The sequence below is a fragment of the Vibrio cyclitrophicus genome (assembly GCF_024347435.1).
In the GTDB taxonomy this organism is placed as follows: Bacteria; Pseudomonadota; Gammaproteobacteria; order Enterobacterales; family Vibrionaceae; genus Vibrio; species Vibrio cyclitrophicus.
On sequence record NZ_AP025480.1, the window covers coordinates 2,330,473 to 2,353,540 of the forward strand.

Here is a 23,068-nt window from a genome sequence, read left to right on the forward strand (position 1 = left end):
CATAACATCCTACTTAGTGATGATTTCTGGCCCCATCAACGTGGTTGGTAACCATGTTGATACCCAAGGTACGTAAGTTACGATAATCAGGAATAAGAACATCACGCCTACCCAAGGCAATGCCGCTTTCACCACGTTCATCATCGACATCTTGGCGACACCTGCTGTCACAAACAGATTAAGCCCCACAGGCGGCGTTATCATCCCTATCTCCATGTTCACCACCATCATGATACCTAGGTGAATAGGGTCGATGCCAAGTGCAATTGCAATTGGGAATACCAAAGGTGCTACGATGATCAGCAAGCCTGATGGCTCCATGAACTGCCCACCAATCAAGAGTAGAACGTTCACCACAATCAAGAAGGTGATCGGACCTAAGCCTGCAGAAAGCATAGACTCAGTGATCATCTGAGGAATGCGTTCTTCTGTCAGTACATGCTTAAGAATCAGAGCATTGGCAATGATAAACAGCAACATGATGGTCAACTTGCCGGCATCATAGAGCGTGTCTTTGGTGTCTTTATGAAAAAACGTTTGGAACACTTTCACCAAAGCAGGTTTTGTATTCTTCTTGTCCGCAAACGGCCCCATATCTTTGTAGATAAAATTGGCAATGAAAAACGCGTAAACCGCTGCAACAGCCGCCGCTTCTGTCGGAGTAAAGATACCGCCGTAGATACCACCCAAAATGATGACAATCAGTAGCAGACCCCAACTTGCGTCTTTTGCTGCTGCGAACATCTCACCCCAGCCCACAAATGGCTGTGCAGGAATTTTTTTAATACGTGCTGCAATGTAGATAGCTATCATCAACATCACACCCGCCAACAGGCCAGGAATCACGCCACCTAAGAACATACGACCTACAGATACATCCGTCGCCGCAGCGTAAACCACCATAACGATAGATGGTGGAATCAAGATACCCAACGTACCCGCGTTACAGATAACCCCTGCCGCGAACTCTTTCGTGTAGCCGTTTTTGATCATACCCGCGATAACAATACTACCGATTGCTACTACCGTTGCAGGAGACGACCCAGATAACGCTGCGAACATCATACACGCCACAACCGATGCCATTGCCAAACCGCCGCGGAACCAACCCACCATTGCGATAGCAAAACGGATAATACGTTTCGCCACGCCACCAGTAGACATAAAGCTAGAGGCCAAGATAAAGAAAGGAATCGCTAAGAGTGTGTAGTGGCCTGCAAATGCATTAAACAGCGTTTGTGCAACGGATGCCAAAGAAGCATCTGAATGCATCAATAAGAATATGACGCTTGATAAACCGAGGGAAATCGCAATTGGCACACCGACCAACATGAAAGCAATTACCATTAAAAATAGAAATAACATTGCCATGATTAGTCTTCCTTACCGTTAGATTTTGTACCCGACTCATTCGCCTTGTTTGGCTTAGTCGAATCCAATACCGCTGTCGCGTCTTCATCAGAACCCGCTAAAACATCAGCTTTCAATGCATCCAGCTCTTCTTCGGCTTCATGGCCTGCAATCATGCGGTCAAGTTTACCCGTCGCCACTTGATAAGCGATTTGGATGAATCGGAACGTCAGCATTGCCATACCAATCGGCAGTGCCATGTAAGGAATAAAACGTGGCAATTTCTCGTATCGCTCGCCTTCATTCAGCCAGTCGGCAAGAAACTGAAGCATCTCTGGCATTGGAATATCATCGGTTTCATACCAAGCGCGCTCAGTCGCGAACGGGTACCAGTAATTCCAAGAACCGATAAGAAGTAGGATTGAGAATGCTAGGCAACTTGCAACGGCGATTAACGCATACACTTTACGTAGCTTTTCTGGGGCAAGGTTAATGATCACATCAACGCCAATGTGGAAGTGCTTTTTGACGCCATAAGATGCGCCTACTAACACCATCCAAGCGAACATGAACACGGTCAGTTCCAGTGCCCATAAGATGTTGTCGTTGAATGCGTATCGAAACACCACATTGGCAAAAGTAAGTAGCGTCATTGCGCCAAGGAAAAATGCGATTAATGACTCTTCAATCACATCCGTAACTCTTCCGACTTTGGAAAAAAGAGAGGTTTCCAGTGCTGATTCGCTAGAATTTGGTTGTTCCATTTGAGGATTATCCATAATTGACTCCGCTTATAGTTATTTTAATAAGGAGTGGCGAAATGCACGCCACTCCTTTAGCGGTGTTATTGGTTTGAAGCTAACGCTGCATCGATAAGATCTGAACCGATGTCTTTTTCAAACTTCTTCCATACTGGTTGAAGCGCAGTTACCCATGCTTCACGCTGTTCAGGCGTAAGCGTACGAACCTCACCACCCGCTTCGATGATGTTGTTTTTGTTCGCTAGGTTAACTTTTGAAGATTCTGCGTTACGAGTCTCAGACACTTCTTGAACGATAGTGCCAAGTTGCGTGCGTACATCTTCAGGTAGGTCTTTCCAGAAGTCGTTTGACGTTACTACCAGGTAATCAAGGATACCGTGGTTAGTTTCTGTCACGCCGTCTTGTACTTCAAAGAACTTCTTACCGTAGATGTTTGACCATGTGTTCTCTTGGCCATCGATAACCTTAGTTTGTAGGCCACCGTATACTTCTTTGAAAGACATCTTCTGTGGGTTAGCACCCAGCTGTTCAAACTGAGCAACCAATACGTCTGATGCTTGAACACGGAATTTCAAACCTTCCGCGTCTTCAGGATTGATAAGAGGTTTGTTTGCTGACATCTGTTTCATGCCATTGTGCCAAAACGCTAGTCCTTGAAGGCCACGACGCTTCATCGCGTTCTTCAGCTTTTCGCCAGACTCTGAGTTTTGGAAACGGTCAACAGCTTCTACGTCTTCAAATAGGAAAGGAAGGTCAAAAATGCGGTATTTCTTAGTGAACTTCTCAAATTTAGACAGCGATGGTGCCGCCATTTGAACATCACCATTTAACAGGGCTTCCAGTACTTTATTATCATCGTAGAGTGTTGAGTTTGGGAAAACTTGCATACAAGCTTTCCCATTCATTTCCGTGTTTACTCGCTCTTCCAGTAAAGAAGCGGCAATGCCTTTCGGGTGCTTATCGGTATTGGTTACATGACTGAATTTAATCACGATTTCACCTGGGTCACAGTTTGCAGCAGCATTAAAACTTGTGAGCGCCAGAGCAGATACAGACAGCAGGGTAAGAGGCTTAAACATTATTATTCTCCTTAGTAAACAAAGCAGCCCTTCAATGGGAACTGCGTGCTTTCACTAAGGCAATTAGCGCGCCACAATGACACAAACCATTAACAACCCTTTAACCGTAAGGCTTCATGATATTTGCCTGTAGTAGTCGCCAACTCGCCGCAAAAATTAATGGGTGGAAAATGACACATAGAATATTTGTAAATGGGTGGAAGCTGACCAACGTATTAGTAATGAATAAGGCCGAATGAGGTCTGACCAAAAGCTCGATAGTCGATGATGCCTTGAAGTAATTTCTACCTATCCTGTAGAGTGCTGCACAACTTAGCCAGATTTACCACTCCACTACTTAACAAGAGTTGATACCAATGAGTCAGATCTACCATCACCCAGTACAAATTTACTATGAAGATACCGATCACTCAGGTGTGGTTTATCACCCGAACTTTCTTAAATACTTCGAGCGTGCGCGCGAACATGTCTTGGGTAGCGATAAACTGGCAGAATTGTGGAATGAGCAAGGATTAGGTTTTGCGGTCTATAAAGCCAACATGACTTTTCAAGATGGAGTTGAGTTCGCTGAGATCTGCGACATCCGAACCTCTTTTGAACTCGATGGAAAATACAAAACGCTATGGCGACAAGAAGTGTGGCGCAAAGATGCAACTAAGCCTGCGGTGATTGGTGATATCGAAATGGTTTGCCTAGATAAAGACAAGCAACTGCAGCCCGTACCTGCCGAAGTATTAAAAGCGATGCTTGGCGAAACGAGCTAACTTCGTCTCACCAAACTAGCTTAAAAGAGATGAGACAACGAAAAGGTTCTCATCTCTATCTGCATGGGTAGCAAATTTCCACCAAGGGTCACGGCAAAACGGTACTGGTCATCTAATCGCCCTAGGCAACATTGCCAACTTGTAGAAACATCGCTTTGTTCAGCAGAATCCAAATCCAACCTGATTCCATTATGTAGCCTAATTTCGCGATACAATCTAATTTCATCTTGCAAGTTTGGTTGAAAATCCGAAGCGTGAATTGGAAATGTTTGCTCCGTCAGATTGGAGAATTCGAACGAAAAGCTTCGCAACGATGTGGCTAACCCATGACCCGTAGCTTTGATGTACGACTCTTTCAACGCCCACAGATCGAAAAAACGCTCTCTCTGTTCTTCTTTGCTGAGCTCAAGTAAATCCGCCAATTCTTTATCTGAAAAGTAGTGCTTCATGATCGAGTCGATATTGGTCGAACTTCTTGCGTGTTCAATATCAACACCCAATTGAACTTGCTTCCCTTCTATCTGGCAAACTGCAATCAACAAATGTTCTTTGCTATGACTAATATTGAAATTTAACCCCGTCTTGAGTTGCTGTTCGGCGACTAAACTTGGCTTTCCTTTCTCGCCATATTCAAACCGCCACTCTTCTGGCCTCAAATCAGAATAGCAAGACAACACCTTTCTTAGATAGTTACGAACGTACAAAGCTTGAACCTGAGATGAGGGCATTCGATAGCGATCAACTTTGGCTATCTCATCCATCGTGAGCCTCTGTTTTAAGTACAACACGCTATCGATATCATCATGTAAATCACTCAGGGAGCAAAGCCACAAATCCACAATCGGTATTCCCATATCTCTAGCACTCATTTATTAAAATCACTCTCATCAAGCTATCAAAAAAACATCAAAACGAACAAATTTAACTCACCTATGATTTGCTATAAACATAGAGAAATCGGGAAGGAAACATCCTTCATATGAGAGCTTGGAACTTGATTTTAAAATAATAACAAATTAAAACATAGATCACACTCAGCCTTGTTAAACAGTCATCTATTAAACCTTACTTACAAAAACCTGACATAGATCTCACTAGGTCAAAAAATAGAGTATAAACACTAAAAAACAATTCATACCCATTAAATATCAATAAGTTAAATACAATAAAAATACAAAAATCAAAAACACATTCGATTCATCTGGTCTGAACAGATCATAGTGGCCGCTGGGAGCATTGTATCAACTACTCACCTCGGGTAGCCTGCTCAACCATTAAACAAATTCACACGTTTTTTTTGCGGATACCTGCTTTGCACAAAAGCAGTACTTTGGACAGGATTTTAATGGACATGACCCTCACATTCGAATGCTCTCTTCGCACATGAAACACCTCCCCTACTCTCGTAAGTCAACGCACTTCGAAAAACTAATTTCTATCTGGTTGCCGCCACTCAGCAACCTGAATTTTCAGCTGCGCTTCCCTAAGTCTGTTTCAGATTTTCTTTCTATAGCTTTAAAAGCGCAGCCTCAAAACACGACATCACTTTCTGTGATTTCTAGTGGAGACTCATAATGAGCCAACCCGAGACAAATACACCGGAACCAGTCGACGATTCTCGACTGAATAAACGCCTTAAAGATATGCCTGTCGCTATCGTTGGTATGGCGAGCATGTTTGCAAACTCTCGCTACCTGAATAAATTTTGGGATCTTATCAGCGAAAAGATCGATGCGATTACTGAAGTACCAGATACGCACTGGCGTCCAGAAGATTACTACGATTCAGATCGTACTACGCCAGACAAGTCTTACTGTAAGCGCGGTGGTTTCATCCCAGAAGTAGACTTCAACCCAATGGAGTTCGGTCTTCCGCCAAATATCCTAGAACTGACAGATACTTCACAGCTGCTTTCTTTGATCGTTGCAAAAGAAGTACTTGAAGATGCCAAACTGCCTGAAGGCTACGATCGCGATAAGATCGGTATCACGCTCGGTGTTGGTGGTGGTCAGAAGATCGCTCAAAGCCTAAATGCTCGTCTTCAGTACCCTGTTTTGAAAAAAGTCTTCAAGAGCAGTGGTATCAGCGACGACGACAGCGAAATGCTGATCAAAAAATTCCAAGACCAATACATCCACTGGGAAGAGAACTCACTCCCTGGTTCATTGGGTAACGTAATTTCAGGTCGTATTGCTAACCGCTTTGACCTTGGTGGCATCAACTGTGTAGTAGACGCTGCGTGTGCAGGTTCTCTAGCCGCAATGCGCATGGCTCTTAGTGAGCTAGTTGAAGGCCGCAGTGAAATGATGATCACAGGTGGCGTGTGTACTGATAACTCGCCAACCATGTACATGAGTTTCTCTAAAACCCCTGCATTCACAACTAATGAAACCATTCAACCTTTCGACATCGACTCAAAAGGCATGATGATTGGTGAAGGCATCGGCATGGTTGCTCTGAAGCGTCTTGAAGATGCTGAGCGCGACGGCGACAGAATCTACTCAGTGATTAAAGGTGTCGGTTCTTCTTCGGACGGTAAGTTCAAGAGTATCTACGCGCCTCGCCCTGAAGGACAAGCAAAAGCACTGAAACGCGCTTACGATGATGCTGGTTTCGCACCGCACACGCTTGGCCTTTTAGAAGCGCACGGCACAGGTACAGCAGCAGGCGATGTTGCTGAATTTGGCGGCCTAAACTCGGTATTCAGTGAGAACAATGAAGAGAAGCAACACATTGCGTTAGGCTCTGTGAAATCTCAAATTGGTCACACTAAATCAACTGCGGGTACTGCTGGCTTAATCAAAGCTGCATTAGCACTGCACCACAAAGTACTGCCGCCAACGATCAACGTATCGGCTCCGAATCCTAAGTTGGATATCGAGAACTCACCGTTCTACCTAAACACACAAACGCGTCCTTGGATGAAACGTGTCGACGGTACACCGCGCCGTGCAGGTATCAGCTCATTTGGTTTTGGTGGCACTAACTTCCACGTTGTATTGGAAGAGTACACGCCAGAACACGCTCGCGGTGACAAATACCGTCAGTGCCAAGTACCGCAAACTCTGTTATTCAGCGCAGAATCTCGTCAAGCACTGATCAATGAACTAAAACAGGTTTCAACTCAAACTGCAGATGCTGCGTTCAAGCTGGAAGCGCTTGCTGAGCAACACGCTCTACGCGAAATTGACGCTAAGCATGCTCGTATTGGTTTAGTTGTCACTGACCAAGTAGACCTTCAAGCGCAACTGACTCAAGCGGTTTCTATGCTTGAGAGCCAAACCAAAGCACATTGGCAGATGCCAAACGGCACTAGCTACCGTGAGTCGGCACTGATTGCTGCAAACGGCGCAGGTAAAGTGGCAGCGCTATTTGCAGGTCAAGGTTCGCAGTACCTAAACATGGGTCGCGAGCTTGCTTGTCATTATCCTGAAATGCGCCAACAGCTTGCTCAAGCGGATCAAGTATTTGGTCAGCACAAGAAAACGGCTCTGTCGCAAATTCTGTTCCCAATTCCAACTTTCACACCAGAAGCAACCAAGGCTCAAGAAGCGGTGTTAACCAACACGGCCAATGCGCAAAGTGCGATTGGTACTGTGTCTATGGGTCAGTTCGACATCATGACTCAAGCTGGCTTCAAAGCCGACATGGTCGCAGGTCATAGCTTTGGTGAACTAAGTGCACTATGTGCATCGGGGGTTATCTCGCAAGACGATTACTACCAGCTAGCTTTCGCTCGTGGCGATGCGATGGCAGCGACACCTGAACAAGGCGACAGCGGTACTATGTTTGCGGTCATCCTAGACGCAGACAAGCTTACAGCCGTTGAAAACTGCATCAGCCAATTCGAAGGTGTGAGTATTGCGAACTACAACGCTCCGACTCAACTGGTTATTGCAGGTCCAACTGCGACGGTTCAACAAGCAGCACAAGCGCTAACTGAACAAGGTTTCAAAGCGATTGCTCTGCCAGTGTCTGGTGCTTTCCACACACCACTTGTTGCCCACGCTCAAAAACCATTTGCTTCTGCAATTGATAAAGCTTCATTCAGCGCTCCAACGCTGCCGCTTTACTCAAACGCAACGGGCAAACTGCACAGCAAAGACGCGAAAGCGATCAAGAAAGCGTTCAAGCAACACATGCTGCAATCGGTTCGTTTTAGCGAGCAAATTGAAGCAATGTATGAAGCAGGCGCGCGCGTATTCGTAGAGTTCGGTCCGAAAAACATTCTTCAAAAGCTGGTTGAGAAAACATTAGCGGATAAGAACGAAGAGCTTTACGCAATCAGCATCAACCCAAGTCCTAAAGGCGACAGTGACCAACAGCTTCGTTTGGCGGCGGTTCAACTGTGCGTGGCAGGTGTTTCACTAGACAACATTGACCCTTACCAAGCTGACATTGCTGAACCTGCAAAGGCATCACCAATGAACATCAAGCTGAATGCAACCAACTACATCAGCCCTGCTACTCGTAAGAAAATGGATCAATCATTGGCTTCGGGCAACGTCACCGAAAAGACTGAGATTGTTGAAGTGAAAGTTGAAGTCGAGAAAATCGTGGAAAAAGAAGTGATCAAAACAGAAATCGTTGAAGTACCTGTGGCTGCTCCTCAAGCTTCAAATGTACAACAGTCAGCTGCTCTAGCACCAAGCGCACAAGTAGCAACAACAGCTCAGCAGCCTCAAGTGGTTCAAACAGCCCCGTCTAACGTAACGGTTGATGAATCTTCATTGCAGTCGTTCTTCAATGCTCAACAACAAGCAGCAGAAGTACATCAGCAGTTCTTGGCGATTCCTCAGCAATACGGTGACACATTCAACACCTTAATGTCTGAGCAAGCGAAAATGGCAACGGCAGGCGTAGCAATTCCTGAGAACCTTCAGCGTTCTATGGAAATGTTCCACCAGCACCAAGCTGAAACGCTAAAAGCTCACGCTCATTACCTAGAAATGCAAGCGCACAGCAACAACTCAGCACTTAATATGCTGACACAAGGTTCAGTACAAACGGCACAACCAACCTTCGTTGCGCCAGTAAATGCTCAACCAGCGATTCAAGCTCCAACTACTCCAGCAGCTATCGTTCAACAGCCTGTAGCTCAAGTACAAGCGACTCCTGTACAAGCTCAGTCTGTTCAAGCTGCTCCGGTTCAAAATACAACAACTCAGAAAGCTCCACTACAGAAAGCCGTTCCTGCTCCACAAGTAGCCGCTCAAGCAGCAGCACCGGTTGCAGCTCAGCCTGTGCCAGTTAAAGCACAACCGTCTCCTGTAGCTGCACCTGTAGCAGTACAAACAGCCGATGCTGAAAAAGTGATGCTAGAAGTGGTCGCTGAGAAAACGGGTTACCCAACGGAAATGCTTGATCTAGAAATGGACATGGAAGCAGACCTTGGTATCGACTCAATCAAGCGCGTAGAGATCCTTGGTACCGTTCAAGACGAAATGCCGAATCTACCTGAGCTGAACCCTGAAGATTTAGCTGAGTGTCGTACTCTTGGTGAAATCGTCGGCTACATGAACAGTAAAAGCATGAACAGCAAGATGCCAGCATCAGCGCCTGTTGCAGCACAGTCAAGCGCAGCCGCTCCTGTTCAAGCCGCTAACGGTCTTGATGCGAAAGTCGTTCAACAAACCATGCTAGAAGTGGTTGCTGAGAAGACAGGTTACCCAACGGAAATGCTTGATCTAGAAATGGATATGGAAGCAGACCTTGGTATCGATTCAATCAAGCGTGTTGAGATTCTTGGTACGGTTCAAGATGAACTGCCTACTCTTCCAGAGCTAAACCCTGAAGACTTAGCTGAGTGTCGTACTCTTGGCGAAATCGTTGATTACATGAACAGCAAGCTTCCGGCTTCTGCTCCAGTCTCTTCACAAGCACCAGTAGTTGCTCCGGCAACAGCTAGCAATGGTCTAGATGCGGCTGTCGTTCAAAAAACCATGTTAGAAGTAGTGGCAGAGAAGACGGGCTACCCGACTGAAATGCTAGACCTAGCAATGGACATGGAAGCTGACCTTGGTATCGACTCAATCAAACGTGTTGAAATTCTAGGTACAGTTCAAGACGAGCTACCGACTCTTCCAGAGCTAAACCCTGAAGACTTAGCTGAATGTCGCACTCTGGGCGAAATCGTAGCCTACATGAACAGTAAGCTTCCAGCTTCTGCTCCAGTAGCGGCTCAAGCATCTGCACCAGCGCAAGCAGTATCAAACAGTTTAAACGCAGAACAAGTTCAAAGCACAATGCTGAGTGTAGTGGCTGATAAAACAGGCTACCCAACAGAAATGCTCGACCTAGCAATGGACATGGAAGCAGACCTTGGCATCGACTCAATCAAACGTGTTGAGATCCTTGGAACAGTTCAAGACCAGCTACCAACATTGCCAGAGCTAAACCCTGAAGACCTAGCTGAGTGTCGTACTCTGGGTGAAATCGTTGACTACATGAACAGCAAGTTAGCTCCTAGTTCGGAAGCAGCGACAGTAGCTCCTGCTGCAGAAGTAGAGGCAATTGTAGAAAGCGCAAGCAACGACCTAAACCCAGCTCACGTTCAATCAACAATGATGGAAGTGGTTGCCGACAAAACAGGCTACCCAGCAGAAATGCTCGACCTAGCGATGGACATGGAAGCAGACCTTGGTATCGACTCAATCAAACGCGTTGAGATCTTGGGTACGGTTCAAGACCAGCTACCAACGCTGCCAGAGCTAAACCCTGAAGACTTAGCTGAGTGTCGGACTCTTGGTGAAATCGTTACCTACATGCAAAGCAAGCTATCCGCTGCTGCACCTGTAGCGACTGCTAAAGCTGAATCAGTAACGCCTATCGCAGAAACAGCGACAGCGGAACTTCCTCCACACAATGAGGTAGCGCTAAAAAAGCTACCAGCGGCAGATAAACTCGTCGATTGTTTCTCAAAAGACGCTTGTGTCGTGATCACAGATGATGGTCACAACGCTGGTGTTCTAGCAGAAAAGTTGACCGCTAACGGCATTCAAGTTGCTGTAGTGCGTAGTGCTCTTTCTGCCGCGTCACCTTTAAACAGTGAAATCGCAAGCTACACACTCAACAGCGTCGATGATGCTGGTGTGACAGCTGTGATTAACGACATCGAAGCAGACCTTAAAACGTCGAACAAAGTGATTGCTGGCTTCATTCATTTACAAGCTATCGTTGATGCGAAACAAAGCAACGAGCAAGCGGTTAACTTGAATGCAGACTCAAGAGCTTCACTAACCACAGCGTTCTTATTCGCGAAGCACCTAAATGGTCAGCTGAATACCGTTTCTGGTCGTAGTGTGTTCTTCACGCTAAGCCGTATCGATGGTGGCTTTGGTTACCTAGATACTAAGCAATTAGCGAATGCAGAACTTAACCAAGCCGCGTTGTCTGGTCTAACTAAGACACTGAGCCATGAATGGTCAAACGTGTTCTGCCGCGCATTGGATGCTGACGCTTCTATTGATGCTCGTCACCTAGCTGAAGCTATCACAGGCGAATTGTTCGATATCGATACCAACACGGTTGAAATCGGCCTTAGCCATGCAGAAAACGGTGAATCTGGTCGTGCAACATTGATTGCGGCAACACCAGGTGCTGCTCAAACCAAAAACACAGGCGCTCAACTCACCAAGAGCGACAAAGTTCTCGTGACAGGTGGCGCTAAAGGCGTAACGTTTGAATGTGCACTGACGCTTGCTAAGCAATGCAAATCTCACTTCATTCTTGCAGGTCGTAGTAAGCATATTACTTCAGCTGAGCTACCTCAGTGGGCACAAGGCAAACAAGAGAAAGAGCTAAAACCAGCGGCTATTGCTCACCTACAAGCAACAGGTGACAAACCAACGCCGAAGAAAGTTGATGCCTTGCTAAAACCTGTATTGAGCAGCCTTGAAATCAACGCAGCACTTGCCGCTTTCAACGAGATTGGCGCGAGCGCTGAATACCTAAGTCTAGATGTGTCGAACCATGAGTCTGTAGCGAAAACACTGGCGAATTTCGACGGCATCACGGGTCTTATCCACGGTGCAGGTGTACTGGCTGACAAACACATTCAAGATAAAACACTTGATGAACTGAACATGGTTTACGGCACGAAAGTGGGCGGGCTAGAAGCGGTTCTTGGTGGTCTTGATAGCAGCAAGCTAAAACTGATTGCGATGTTCTCTTCAGCGGCGGGTTTCTACGGAAACACTGGCCAAAGTGATTACTCGATGTCTAACGAGATCCTAAACAAAGCGGCTCTACAACTGTCTGCTCGTAACCCTCAAGCGAAAGTGATGAGCTTCAACTGGGGACCGTGGGACGGTGGCATGGTCAACGCAGCACTGAAACGTATGTTCACAGAGCGCGGTGTTTACGTGATTCCTCTTCAGGCGGGTGCAGAGCTATTTAGTTCTCAACTACTGAACGAAACTGGCATTCAACTGCTGGTTGGTACGAGCATGCAAGGTTCTGACAACAAGGAAGCTGCTGTAAAAAAGCTTAATGCGGAGTCTGTGCATCTTGCAAAGAGTCCGCTGAATACAAGCATCACTGTGACACGTCATCTTGATCCAAAGGCATTGCCTTTCATTCAAGATCACTGCATTGCCGGTAACCCTGTGTTACCGACAGTGTGTGCCATCCAATGGATGCGTGAAGTGGCAGAGCAACTGTTAGGGGTGAACGTTAGCGTTCACAACTACAAACTGCTTAAGGGTGTGATTTTTGATACCGATGAAGTGCAAGAGCTGAAACTGGTTCTTTCTTCTGACGCTAAATCAAAAGATCAGCTAAAAGCGGTGATCAGTTGCCAAGGGCGACCACAGTATCAAGCTCAGTTGCAAGTGGCCTCTGTGCAAGTGTCTGAAGATGTTCAACAAGCGTCAGAAAAGCGTTTTGAAGCCAGCACTTCAGCACCTGTGACAACGGCACAAGCTCTATACAGTGACGGCACTCTGTTTCATGGACCAAGATTGCAAGGTATTACCTCAGTCGAACACTTTGACGACTTAGGCTTATTGGCTCAATGCCAGTTGCCCCAGATTGAAAACAGCGACTGCGGAGCATTTATTCCTAAGCAAGGCTTTGGCGATAGCCAGCCATTTGCTGAAGATTATCTGTTGCAAGCCATGTTGGTATGGGCTCGATTGAAATACGGCGCGGCAAGCCTACCGTCTGCAATCGGTGAGTTTATTTGTTACGCACCGATGCACAATGGTGACCAAGGTTGGCTAGAGCTGAGCGTGATAAAAAGCACGGCTCGTTCGCTGCAAGCTGATATCTCGCTTTACCACCAAGATGGTCGTTTAAGCGCAGTAATGAAAGGTGCAAAAGTCACCATCAGCAAGAGCTTAAACGACGCATTTTTGCCGAAGTCTAGCTCAGCAGTATCGAAAAAAGAGGCGACTAAGAACCCAGAAAAGGAGCAATTGTCATAGTGACTGTTCCTACTAATAAAGCGATGCCATTGCGCATCGCTCTTTTAGCTCAGCCAGCAAACGCGGCTGAGCTTTCTGCCGACTTATTCCCCTCGTTCCCAGACATGATAACTGTTGTGGTTGATGGCAATTTTAATCAAGCACTTAGCCGTGCGATTGAGACTGTAAATCAAGGTACTGCTGTTAGACTTTGTTTGGATTCTCACTCACCATCATTGTTGATGTTAAGTGCGTTGAATGCTGCTCAGAATAAGATTCACCCACACGCAAATTTAGCGGGCTTTGCCGAAACTCTCGATCTAAAGAATGGAGATAGCGTTCAGCTTGCTCTAGAGATGTCACGCCGCCCCGCTTCAGATTTAAGCCATCAACAGCAATACTCCGTCCTATCTGCTTCGCAGCAGTTTAATGAGTTGTTGAATATGGTTAATGCGATATCGAGCCGTTCATTGCCGAGCTATTCATTACCGAGCAATTACTGGTTCACTGAGCCGAACAAAGCACGTGTTGCTGCGTTAACTTTCAGCGAAGAAAACCAGAAATCCACCAGCCTGATATTGACTCAAGCGACCGGTTTGCAAGAACCAAAACCATTGCTATCTAGCGAGCGTTTGATGTTTGTGGTTTCAGGCAACGAACAAGCTGAATTGGTTTCTCAGTTAACCTCGTTAAGAGAAGAGCTTAAGTGCATTAACGAATCGGCAGACCGTGAACTTGCTATCGCCACCTTGATGCATTCAAACCTAAGCCACTTTCAAAGCGTTCAGCACAATGCTGGCCTTAGCGCGAACATCGTGATTCAAGCGGCTTCAATTGATGCTGCATTGCAAGAAATCACAGCGCTAGAAAATGCGCTGCCAAAAGTAATGGCTGACAATAGCCAATACAAAACTCCGGCAGGCAGTTGTTTCTCACCGATGCCTCAAAGCAAAGGTGGCGTTGCATTTGTTTACCCAGGTGTTGGCACGGTTTATCCCGGCATGTTGCGTGAATTTCACCACCATTTCCCACAGTTATTTGCTCGTTTAGAGCGCGAAGGTAACTTGAAAGAGATGCTGCAGGCTGACAAAACCTACGCTGAAGACTCGCAAGAAATGTCGCTCAGTGAATTGGCAATTGCAGGTGTGGGCAGTAGTTATCTTTTAACACAACTGCTATGTGATGAATTCAAAGTACAGCCAGATTTCGCTTTGGGTTACTCCAAGGGTGAAGCCTCCATGTGGGCCAGCTTAAATGTTTGGAAAAACCCACATGCGCTGATTGAGATGACTCAAACTAGCCCTATTTTCACCACGGCTATTTCTGGTGAACTCACAGCCGTGCGTCAAGATTGGCAGCTGAACGACGACGAAAGCATCCAATGGAACAGCTTTGTGGTTCGCAGTGATGCGCAAGCGATTGAGGCTCTGTTACCAGAGTTTCCGCGTGCTTATCTCGCTATCATCCAAGGTGATACTTGCGTGCTAGCAGGTTGTGAAAGCTCATGTCGTGCATTGCTCAAGAAACTGGGTAAACGTGGCATTGCCGCTAACCGTGTTACTGCAATGCACACCACGCCAGCGTTGAGCCAGCATAGCCAAGTGCAAGAGTTTTACACGCAACCACTGTTCGACGAGTTGCCAAAGCATATCCGCTTTATCAGCGCAGCAGGTCTACCGACTGGCGCACCAATCAATATCGACAGCGACAGCATCGCCCTTTCGATTGCCGACACTTTCTGTTCAACGCTGGATTTCACCGCGTTGATCCAGAGTGCACGTCAACAAGGTGCTCGCCTGTTTGTAGAAGTCGGTGCCGATCGTCAAACTAGCACATTGATCGACAAGATCAATCGTAGCGACAACGTAGCCGACCAATACTGCACAATCGCTTCCAATGCCAAAGGTGGTGACGATATTGTCACGCTCATCAAGTGCATTGGTCAGCTCATTACTCATCAAATTCCATTGTCTGTCGAGCCAATTATTCAAGGGCTAGAACAACAGGTCACCGCCGCTAAGCAATTAAGTGGTGTATCTCAAGGCAGCGCAGTGAATCATCAAGGAGAGCTAGTATGAGTTCTCAATCGAAGCCATCTCAAGATCAAGCTCAGGCTCAAGCTAAGAATAAGCAGCAAGTGAAGTGCAATAAGATCGCGATTGTTGGTATTGCTAACCAATACCCAGAAGCGGATACACCAAAAGACTTTTGGCAAAACTTGCTGAATAAAAAAGATTCTCGGACCACATTAAGCGCTGAAAAGCTAGGTGCTAAGCCTGAAAGCTATCAGGGTGTGCAAGGTGAATCAGACCGCTTTTACTGTGACAAAGGCGGCTACATCGAAAACTTCAATTTCGATAGCAATGGCTACCGCTTAACAGCAGAATCGTTCAACGGTGTTGACCAGAGTTTCCTATGGGCTTTGGATACCAGCCGTAAGGCGTTAGTCGACGCAGGCATTGATCTGAATTCCGATGTTTTAGAGCGTACCGGCGTGATCATGGGTGCCCTTTCGTTCCCAACTACACGCTCAAACGACCTGTTTCTGCCGATGTATCACTCGGTGGTCGAAAAAGCACTGAAAGATAAATTAGCTAATGACCAGTTTTCACTGCTACCAACCAATGAAACCGCGCAAGACCTCAACCCTATCAATGGTGCTGCAGCACATAATGCCTCTAAGTTAGTGGCTGATGCATTGGGTCTAGGCAACGTGCAACTTAGCCTAGACGCGGCATGTGCAAGCTCAGTGTATTCATTGAAGTTAGCCTGTGATTACTTGAATACGGGCAAGGCCGACATGATGTTGGCAGGCGCGGTATCCGGTGCTGACCCATTCTTTATCAACATGGGTTTTTCCATTTTCCACGCTTACCCTGACCACGGTGTGTCGGTTCCGTTTGATAGCAACAGTAAAGGTCTATTTGCTGGCGAAGGTGCCGGTGTTTTAGTCCTAAAACGCTTAGCTGATGCAGAGCGTGATGGCGACAACATTTACGCAGTCGTCAGCGGTATTGGCTTGTCGAACGATGGTCGTGGTCAGTTCGTATTAAGCCCAAATAGCAAAGGGCAAGTCCAAGCCTTTGAACGCGCTTACGAAGCATCAAACCTAACACCAGACAGCATTGAGGTGATTGAGTGTCACGCAACCGGCACACCATTAGGTGACAAGGTTGAGTTAACTTCAATGGAGCGTTTCTTTGCTGACAAATTGAATGGTTCTAATCCGCCATTGATTGGCTCTGCGAAGTCCAACCTCGGTCACTTGCTGACTGCAGCCGGCATGCCGGGGATCATGAAGATGATCTTTGCGATGAAAGAAGGAGTGCTTCCTCCAAGTATTAATTTGGACAAGCCACTATCGTCGCCAGAAGGTTTATTTGGTTCACAGACCCTGCCAACGCAGGTTCAACCTTGGCCAAGTAAAGCGGGCAACCCAGAGCGCTGTGCGGGTGTTTCTGTATTTGGTTTCGGTGGTTGTAATGCTCACTTACTGCTTGAAGCGTATTCAGACACCAGTCATGTAAACCAGACTCTAGAGTCAGCATCTCCAAGCCTACAGCCGTCTAATTTAAGCATTACTGGTCTCGCGTCTCACTTCGGTTCTCTGCAAAGTATCAAGACGCTAAGCACTGCGATTGAGACCAACAACGATGCTTTCATTGCTTTGCCTAAGAAACGCTGGAAAGGCTTAGACCAACATCTAGAACTACTGAATCAGTTTGGTTTACATGGTATTCCAAACGGAGCGTACATCGATCAATTCGATCTCGATTTCCTACGCTTCAAAGTGCCGCCGAATGAAGATGACCGTTTGATCTCTCAGCAGTTGCTACTGATGAAAGTTGCAGACGAAGCCATCAAAGACGCCAAGCTCGTGGCAGGCCAAAAGGTTGCAGTACTGGTAGCGATGGAAACAGAGCTTGAAATGCACCAATTCCGTGGACGCGTAAACCTGCATAGCCAATTGGCTGACAGCTTTACCAACATGGGGATTGAGCTAACACAAGATGAATACCAATCGCTAGAAACCATCGCGATGGACAGTGTGATGGACGCAGCCAAGCTGAACCAATACACCAGTTTCATTGGTAACATCATGGCTTCGCGTATCTCTTCACTGTGGGACTTTAACGGCCCTGCCTTTACGATTTCAGCCGCTGAACAGTCGGTTGCTCGTTGTATCGATGTCGCGCAAAACCTAATGTCGCAAGAATCAATGGACGCAGTCGTGATTGCAGCCGTTGACCTTAGTGGCAGTGCAGAACATGTGATTCTGAAGAACAGCGTCAGCCCAGTGTCACTTGCTCCAAAATTCGGACAACCGCAAGACGGTAGTTGGAATGTGGGCGAAGGCGCAGGTGCAATTGTTCTTGTTGAAGAAAGCCGAGTAGCGCGCAACCAAGACACTGCTTACGGCAGCATCAACGCATTGGCCTTTGGTTCAAGCGAGAATAACAACGCCGTGGCTGATGAGTTATTGACTCAAGTCGGTATGAGCTCGAACGATGTTTCTCTGCTTGAGCTTAACCATGCACCTGAATCTTCATTACATCAGTCTTCGTCATATCAGTCTTCGTCTCTAAGTTTAGCGAGCACAAGGACGACTCAAGCGAGTCTACGTGTTGGGCACTGCTCCGCAGCTTCTGGCATGGCAAGCCTGCTACACGGTCTGCTCAACCTGAACCTTGAGTCTCTGAATCCAAATGTCAGCTCTAAGAACGCGATTGTTGCCAACATCAGCGAAGGACAATGTTCACAGCTGCTAATAAGCCAGTCGAGTGTTGAATCTCAATCACTATCGGTTCGTTTAAGCAGTGAACTGGCGAGTGATGCTAAACGTCAATTGGTTAAGCAAGTGACTCTCGGTGGTCGCGATATCTATCAACATATTGCCCAGACTCCAGTGACTAACTTGGCTGCAATTAAGCAGAAAGCTTCTGGTAAACAAGCAGCAAGAGTGGCGTCGGTTCCAACGACAGCAAGCATTCAAGCAGCTCTTGTGCAAAAAGAGTTAGAGAAGAAAGCATTAGCGCAGAACGCGGTAGAGCCAGCAATCGAAACTCCTACATCAGTATCCCCTACTCTGGCGCCAACTCGCCACAGTCAGCTAACAGGTAACCACAGCAATATGACTCATGTCCTATCCGCTAAAAATGGCGTATCAAACATCAACGCTAATACGGATGCAGCATCACAGCCGTCTGTAACACCACACAACCAAGCTTTTGCTCAAAACCAGCAAGCAGCGCAGCAAGTGCACAAAGCATTCTTGCACACTCGTGCCCAAGGCATGCAGATGGCTGATGCACTATTAAAAGCACAGCTAAACGCCGTTACGTCTGGTTTAGAGAACAATGCTATTTCTCAACAAACGAATGGTCAACAAACATCAGTTCAGCCTGTTCAAGCTCAACCAGCTCAACCAGCTCAGGTTCAGTCAACACCAGTAAAACCTATCCGTAAGCCATGTATCTGGGATTATGATGATCTGGTTGAATACGCTGAAGGCGACATCGCCAACGTATTTGGCCCTGATTACGCGATCATCGATAGCTACTCGCGCCGCGTTCGCTTGCCAACTACCGACTACCTATTGGTATCTCGTGTAACCAAGCTCAACGCGACCGTCAACGAGTACAAGCCAAGCACAATGACTACCGAATACGACATTCCTGTTGATGCGCCGTATCTTGTTGATGGCCAGATCCCTTGGGCTGTTGCGGTAGAATCTGGTCAGTGTGACCTAATGCTGATCAGCTACTTAGGCATTGATTTTGAAAACAAAGGCGAGCGTGTTTATCGCCTGCTTGATTGTACGCTGACCTTCCTTGGCGACTTGCCTCGTGGTGGCGATACGCTGCGTTACGATATCTCAATCAACAACTTTGCTCGCAATGGCGATACGTTGCTGTTCTTCTTCTCGTACGAGTGTTTCGTTGGCGACAAGATGATCCTGAAAATGGACAACGGTTGTGCGGGCTTCTTCACTGATGAAGAGCTAGCAGACGGCAAGGGTGTGATTCACACTGAAGACGAAATCAAGGCGCGTAAGCTGGCAACTAAGCAACGCTTCGACCCTATGCTGCACTGCCCTAAAACTCAGTTTAACCACCAAGAGCTGCGCCACCTACTGACTGCAAACATCGCAGAGTGTTTTGGCCCAACTCACCAATCCAATAGCCACCAGCCTTCTTTGTGCTTCAGCTCAGAGAAGTTCATGATGATCGAAAAGGTTAGCCGTGTTGAACCACAAGGTGGCACATGGGGACTTGGTCTGATTGAAGGTCACAAACAGCTAGAGCCTGAGCACTGGTACTTCCCTTGTCACTTCAAAGATGACTCAGTAATGGCTGGATCTTTGATGGCAGAAGGTTGTGGTCAACTACTGCAATTCTTCATGATGCACCTTGGCATGCACACGCTTGTTCAAAATGGCCGTTTCCAACCTCTTGAAAATGCCCCTCAACAAGTACGTTGCCGTGGTCAAGTTCTACCACAATCGGCAGAACTGACTTACCGCATGGAAGTGACTGAGATTGGTCTAAGCCCTCGCCCATACGCGAAAGCTAACATCGATATTTTGCTCAACGGCAAAGTGATTGTTGATTTCCAAAACTTGGGTGTGATGATCAAAGAAGACGACGAATGTACCCGTTACCAGCCTTCTTTAGAAACAGCTGTCGCGACCCCTGTTATCGAAAACTTGGGCCATACGCCAGCAGTGAACCAACAAGCTTCAGCAAATGCGCCATTGATGGCTCAAATTGAAGACCTAGAAACGGCGCCAAACAAAGGCGTGGTTCCTCTTCAACACGTTGAAGCTCCGGTAACGCCTGATTACCCAAACCGCACACCTGATACGGTTCCATTCACGCCTTATCACATGTTCGAATTCGCGACTGGTGATATTGAGAAATGTTTCGGTCCTGATTTCTCTATCTACCGCGGAATGATTCCACCACGTACTCCGTGTGGCGACCTACAGCTAACCACTCGTGTTGTTGAGATCGATGGCAAGCGTGGTGACTTCAAAAAGCCTTCATCATGTATCGCTGAATACGAAGTGCCAGAAAACGCATGGTACTTTGATGAAAACAGCCATCACACCTTGATGCCTTACTCGGTATTGATGGAAATTTCATTGCAGCCAAACGGCTTCATCTCAGGCTACATGGGCACCACTCTGGGCTTCCCAGGTGAAGAACTGTTTTTCCGTAACCTAGACGGCAGCGGCAAAATGCTGCGTAACGTCGATTTACGTGGCAAAACGATCACCAACGATTCTCGCCTGCTTTCAACCGTAATGATGGGCACCAACATCGTACAGAGCTTTAGCTTCGAACTGAGCACCGATGGCGTGCCGTTCTACCAAGGTACAGCGGTATTTGGTTACTTCAAAGGTGCAGCACTGAAAGACCAACTTGGTTTGGACAACGGTAAGGTGACCCACCCTTGGCACGTTGATAACAACCGTACACCGGATGTAAACATCAATCTGTTAGACAAAACGACGCGTTACTTCAATGCACCCGTTTCGGCTACTGGCCAAGTGCAAGAGCACTACAAATTGGCTGGCGGTCGCTTGAACTTTATCGATACGGTGCAGATCACCAGCGATGGTGGTAAAGACGGTCTGGGTTACCTATACGCTGAGCGTACGATTGACCCAAGCGATTGGTTCTTCCAGTTCCACTTCCATCAAGATCCGGTAATGCCAGGTTCTCTAGGTGTCGAAGCGATCATCGAACTGATGCAAACCTACGCTCTAAATAAAGATCTTGGTGCTGGCTTCCGCAATCCTAAGTTTGGTCAAATCCAATCTGAAGTGAAGTGGAAATACCGTGGTCAGATTAACCCTCTGAACAAACAGATGTCACTGGATGTACACATCACTGCAATCAAAGACGAAGACGGCAAACGCATCATCGTTGGCGACGCAAACCTGAGCAAAGATGGTCTGCGTATTTACGAAGTGAAAGACATCGCGATTTGTATCGAAGAAGCATAAGCCTGACAGAGAACTAGGAAAGAATTTAGTATGACAACTCAAACTACAATCAATAACGAAAAGCTATCTCCGTGGCCTTGGCAGATCGAAGAGAGCACAACTCGCTTTGATAACGCAGCAATGTCGACAATATTGAAAGACTTAAGCCTTGCTTGTTACGTCGTGAACCACCCAGAAAAAGGTTTAGGCGTAAGCCAAAAATCTGAGATTGCATCGGGCGATTCAGCAAGCTCAGCGAACAGCCAACCTGTTAGCGCCTTTGCTCCTGCTCTTGGTACACAAAGCCTAGGCGACGAAGATTTTCGCCGTTGTCATGGCGTGAAATACGCTTACTATGCAGGTGCAATGGCAAACGGTATTTCATCTGAAGAGTTGGTGATTGCGCTTGGTCAAGCTGGCATTCTTTGTTCATTTGGCGCCGCGGGCTTAATCCCGTCTCGCGTTGAGCAAGCGATCAACCGTATCCAAGCAGCACTGCCAAACGGCCCTTATGCGTTTAACCTGATTCATAGCCCAAGCGAACCCGCACTAGAGCGCGGCAGTGTAGAGCTGTTTTTGAAGCACAAAGTGAAAACGGTTGAGGCTTCTGCCTTCTTAGGTCTAACACCGCAAATCGTTCACTACCGTGCAGCTGGCCTTAGCCGTGATGCACAAGGTGAGATTCAGATTGGAAACAAGGTTATTGCTAAGGTAAGCCGTACTGAAGTCGCGAGTAAGTTCATGCAACCAGCTCCAGCTAAAATGCTGCAAGCTCTAGTTGATGAAGGTCGAATCACAGCAGAACAGATGGAACTGGCGCAGCTGGTTCCTATGGCTGATGACATTACCGCAGAAGCAGATTCTGGTGGTCACACCGATAACCGTCCACTGGTTACTCTACTGCCAACGATTCTTGCACTGAAAGAGCAAATCCAAGCACAGTACAAATTCAAAACTCCGCTACGTGTCGGTTGTGGTGGTGGCGTAGGTACGCCTGACGCTGCTCTAGCGACGTTTAACATGGGTGCTGCTTACATTGTTACCGGTTCAATCAACCAAGCGTGTGTTGAGGCTGGCGCGAGCGAACACACACGTAAGCTGCTTTCGACAACCGAAATGGCTGACGTGACTATGGCTCCGGCAGCAGACATGTTCGAAATGGGCGTGAAACTGCAAGTGGTTAAGCGTGGTACCTTGTTCCCAATGCGTGCAAACAAACTGTACGAACTTTACACTCGCTACGATTCAATTGAAGCGATTCCAGTAGAAGAGCGCCTGAAACTTGAGAAGCAAGTATTCCGTTCAACACTAGATGATATTTGGGCGGGGACTGTGGCGCACTTTAACGAGCGCGATCCTAAACAGATAGAACGCGCTGAAGGCAACCCAAAGCGTAAAATGGCGTTGATCTTCCGTTGGTACTTGGGTCTTTCTAGCCGTTGGTCAAACACCGGCGAACAAGGTCGTAAGATGGATTACCAAGTATGGGCTGGCCCTGCACTTGGCGCATTCAACGCATGGGCGAAAGACAGCTACCTAGATGATTACCAGCAGCGTAATGCAGTCGACCTAGCAAAACACCTAATGCACGGCGCAGCCTACTTGGCTCGTGTTAACCTGCTGACTTCGCAAGGTATCAAGCTTGATCCGGAACTAGCACGCTGGAAGCCGACGCAAAGAATGGCCTAGGCATTTCAATACAGCGTTAATTAAGCTCAAC

The 23,068-nt window shown here is 47.1% G+C and carries 10 protein-coding genes; 6 read left to right on the plus strand and 4 right to left on the minus strand.

Features of this window, described 5'->3' with window-relative positions; genetic code table 11:
* Positions 1 to 9: 9 nt before the first annotated feature.
* From OCW38_RS10255 to OCW38_RS10265, 3 genes are all read right to left on the minus strand, one after another.
* The gene (locus OCW38_RS10255; RefSeq protein WP_004736074.1) at positions 10 to 1,371 is read right to left on the minus strand and encodes a TRAP transporter large permease; all 1,362 of its coding nucleotides are present in this window, start codon (positions 1,369 to 1,371) and stop codon (positions 10 to 12) included.
* Between the two features lie 2 nt (positions 1,372 to 1,373).
* Positions 1,374 to 2,129 (minus strand): TRAP transporter small permease, encoded by a 756-nt coding sequence (locus OCW38_RS10260; protein ID WP_016791994.1) that lies wholly within the window; start codon positions 2,127 to 2,129, stop codon positions 1,374 to 1,376.
* A 65-nt stretch (positions 2,130 to 2,194) separates the two neighbouring features.
* Positions 2,195 to 3,190 (minus strand): TRAP transporter substrate-binding protein, encoded by a 996-nt coding sequence (locus OCW38_RS10265; protein ID WP_012604509.1) that lies wholly within the window; start codon positions 3,188 to 3,190, stop codon positions 2,195 to 2,197.
* Between the two features lie 356 nt (positions 3,191 to 3,546).
* Here OCW38_RS10265 and OCW38_RS10270 point away from each other — a divergent pair, with 356 nt between their 5' ends.
* On the plus strand, positions 3,547 to 3,954 hold the full coding sequence (locus OCW38_RS10270; RefSeq protein ID WP_016767075.1) for a thioesterase family protein: 408 nt from the start codon (positions 3,547 to 3,549) through the stop codon (positions 3,952 to 3,954).
* A 20-nt stretch (positions 3,955 to 3,974) separates the two neighbouring features.
* Here OCW38_RS10270 and OCW38_RS10275 read toward each other — a convergent pair whose 3' ends face one another.
* Positions 3,975 to 4,808, minus strand: a complete 834-nt coding sequence (locus OCW38_RS10275; RefSeq protein WP_016800948.1) for a 4'-phosphopantetheinyl transferase family protein — start codon at positions 4,806 to 4,808, stop codon at positions 3,975 to 3,977.
* A gap of 529 nt (positions 4,809 to 5,337) precedes the next feature.
* On the opposite strand from OCW38_RS10275, the gene OCW38_RS22985 reads away from it, so the two are divergent.
* From OCW38_RS22985 to pfaD, 5 genes are read left to right on the plus strand one after another with little or no spacing between them, the layout of a single operon-like run.
* Positions 5,338 to 5,529 (plus strand): hypothetical protein, encoded by a 192-nt coding sequence (locus OCW38_RS22985; protein ID WP_017098773.1) that lies wholly within the window; start codon positions 5,338 to 5,340, stop codon positions 5,527 to 5,529.
* Positions 5,529 to 13,379: a type I polyketide synthase gene (locus tag OCW38_RS10280; protein ID WP_261893953.1), complete on the plus strand. Its 7,851-nt coding sequence runs from the start codon at positions 5,529 to 5,531 to the stop codon at positions 13,377 to 13,379. The genes OCW38_RS22985 and OCW38_RS10280 overlap by 1 nt, the downstream gene beginning before the upstream one ends.
* A complete protein-coding gene (locus tag OCW38_RS10285) occupies positions 13,379 to 15,436 on the plus strand; it encodes a PfaB family protein (protein WP_171343965.1) in 2,058 nt (685 codons plus the stop codon). Before OCW38_RS10280 ends, OCW38_RS10285 begins: the two co-directional genes overlap by 1 nt.
* A complete protein-coding gene (locus tag OCW38_RS10290) occupies positions 15,433 to 21,369 on the plus strand; it encodes a hotdog fold thioesterase (RefSeq protein ID WP_261893955.1) in 5,937 nt (1,978 codons plus the stop codon). Before OCW38_RS10285 ends, OCW38_RS10290 begins: the two co-directional genes overlap by 4 nt.
* A 30-nt stretch (positions 21,370 to 21,399) precedes the next feature.
* Entirely contained in the window at positions 21,400 to 23,037 is a 1,638-nt protein-coding gene (pfaD, locus tag OCW38_RS10295; protein ID WP_065100444.1) for an eicosapentaenoate synthase subunit PfaD, read from the plus strand.
* The last annotated feature ends 31 nt before the right edge of the window (positions 23,038 to 23,068 follow it).

What these genes read in the sequence shown, in the direction of transcription:
- OCW38_RS22985 (WP_017098773.1), top strand. Translation starts at nt 5,338, where the DNA reads ATGAAACACCTCCCCTACTCTCGTAAGTCAACGCACTTCGAAAAACTA.
- OCW38_RS10290 (WP_261893955.1), top strand. Translation starts at nt 15,433, where the DNA reads ATGAGTTCTCAATCGAAGCCATCTCAAGATCAAGCTCAGGCTCAAGCT.
- OCW38_RS10275 (WP_016800948.1), bottom strand. Translation starts at nt 4,808, where the DNA reads ATGGGAATACCGATTGTGGATTTGTGGCTTTGCTCCCTGAGTGATTTA.
- OCW38_RS10255 (WP_004736074.1), bottom strand. Translation starts at nt 1,371, where the DNA reads ATGGCAATGTTATTTCTATTTTTAATGGTAATTGCTTTCATGTTGGTC.
- OCW38_RS10280 (WP_261893953.1), top strand. Translation starts at nt 5,529, where the DNA reads ATGAGCCAACCCGAGACAAATACACCGGAACCAGTCGACGATTCTCGA.
- OCW38_RS10270 (WP_016767075.1), top strand. Translation starts at nt 3,547, where the DNA reads ATGAGTCAGATCTACCATCACCCAGTACAAATTTACTATGAAGATACC.
- pfaD (WP_065100444.1), top strand. Translation starts at nt 21,400, where the DNA reads ATGACAACTCAAACTACAATCAATAACGAAAAGCTATCTCCGTGGCCT.
- OCW38_RS10260 (WP_016791994.1), bottom strand. Translation starts at nt 2,129, where the DNA reads ATGGATAATCCTCAAATGGAACAACCAAATTCTAGCGAATCAGCACTG.
- OCW38_RS10265 (WP_012604509.1), bottom strand. Translation starts at nt 3,190, where the DNA reads ATGTTTAAGCCTCTTACCCTGCTGTCTGTATCTGCTCTGGCGCTCACA.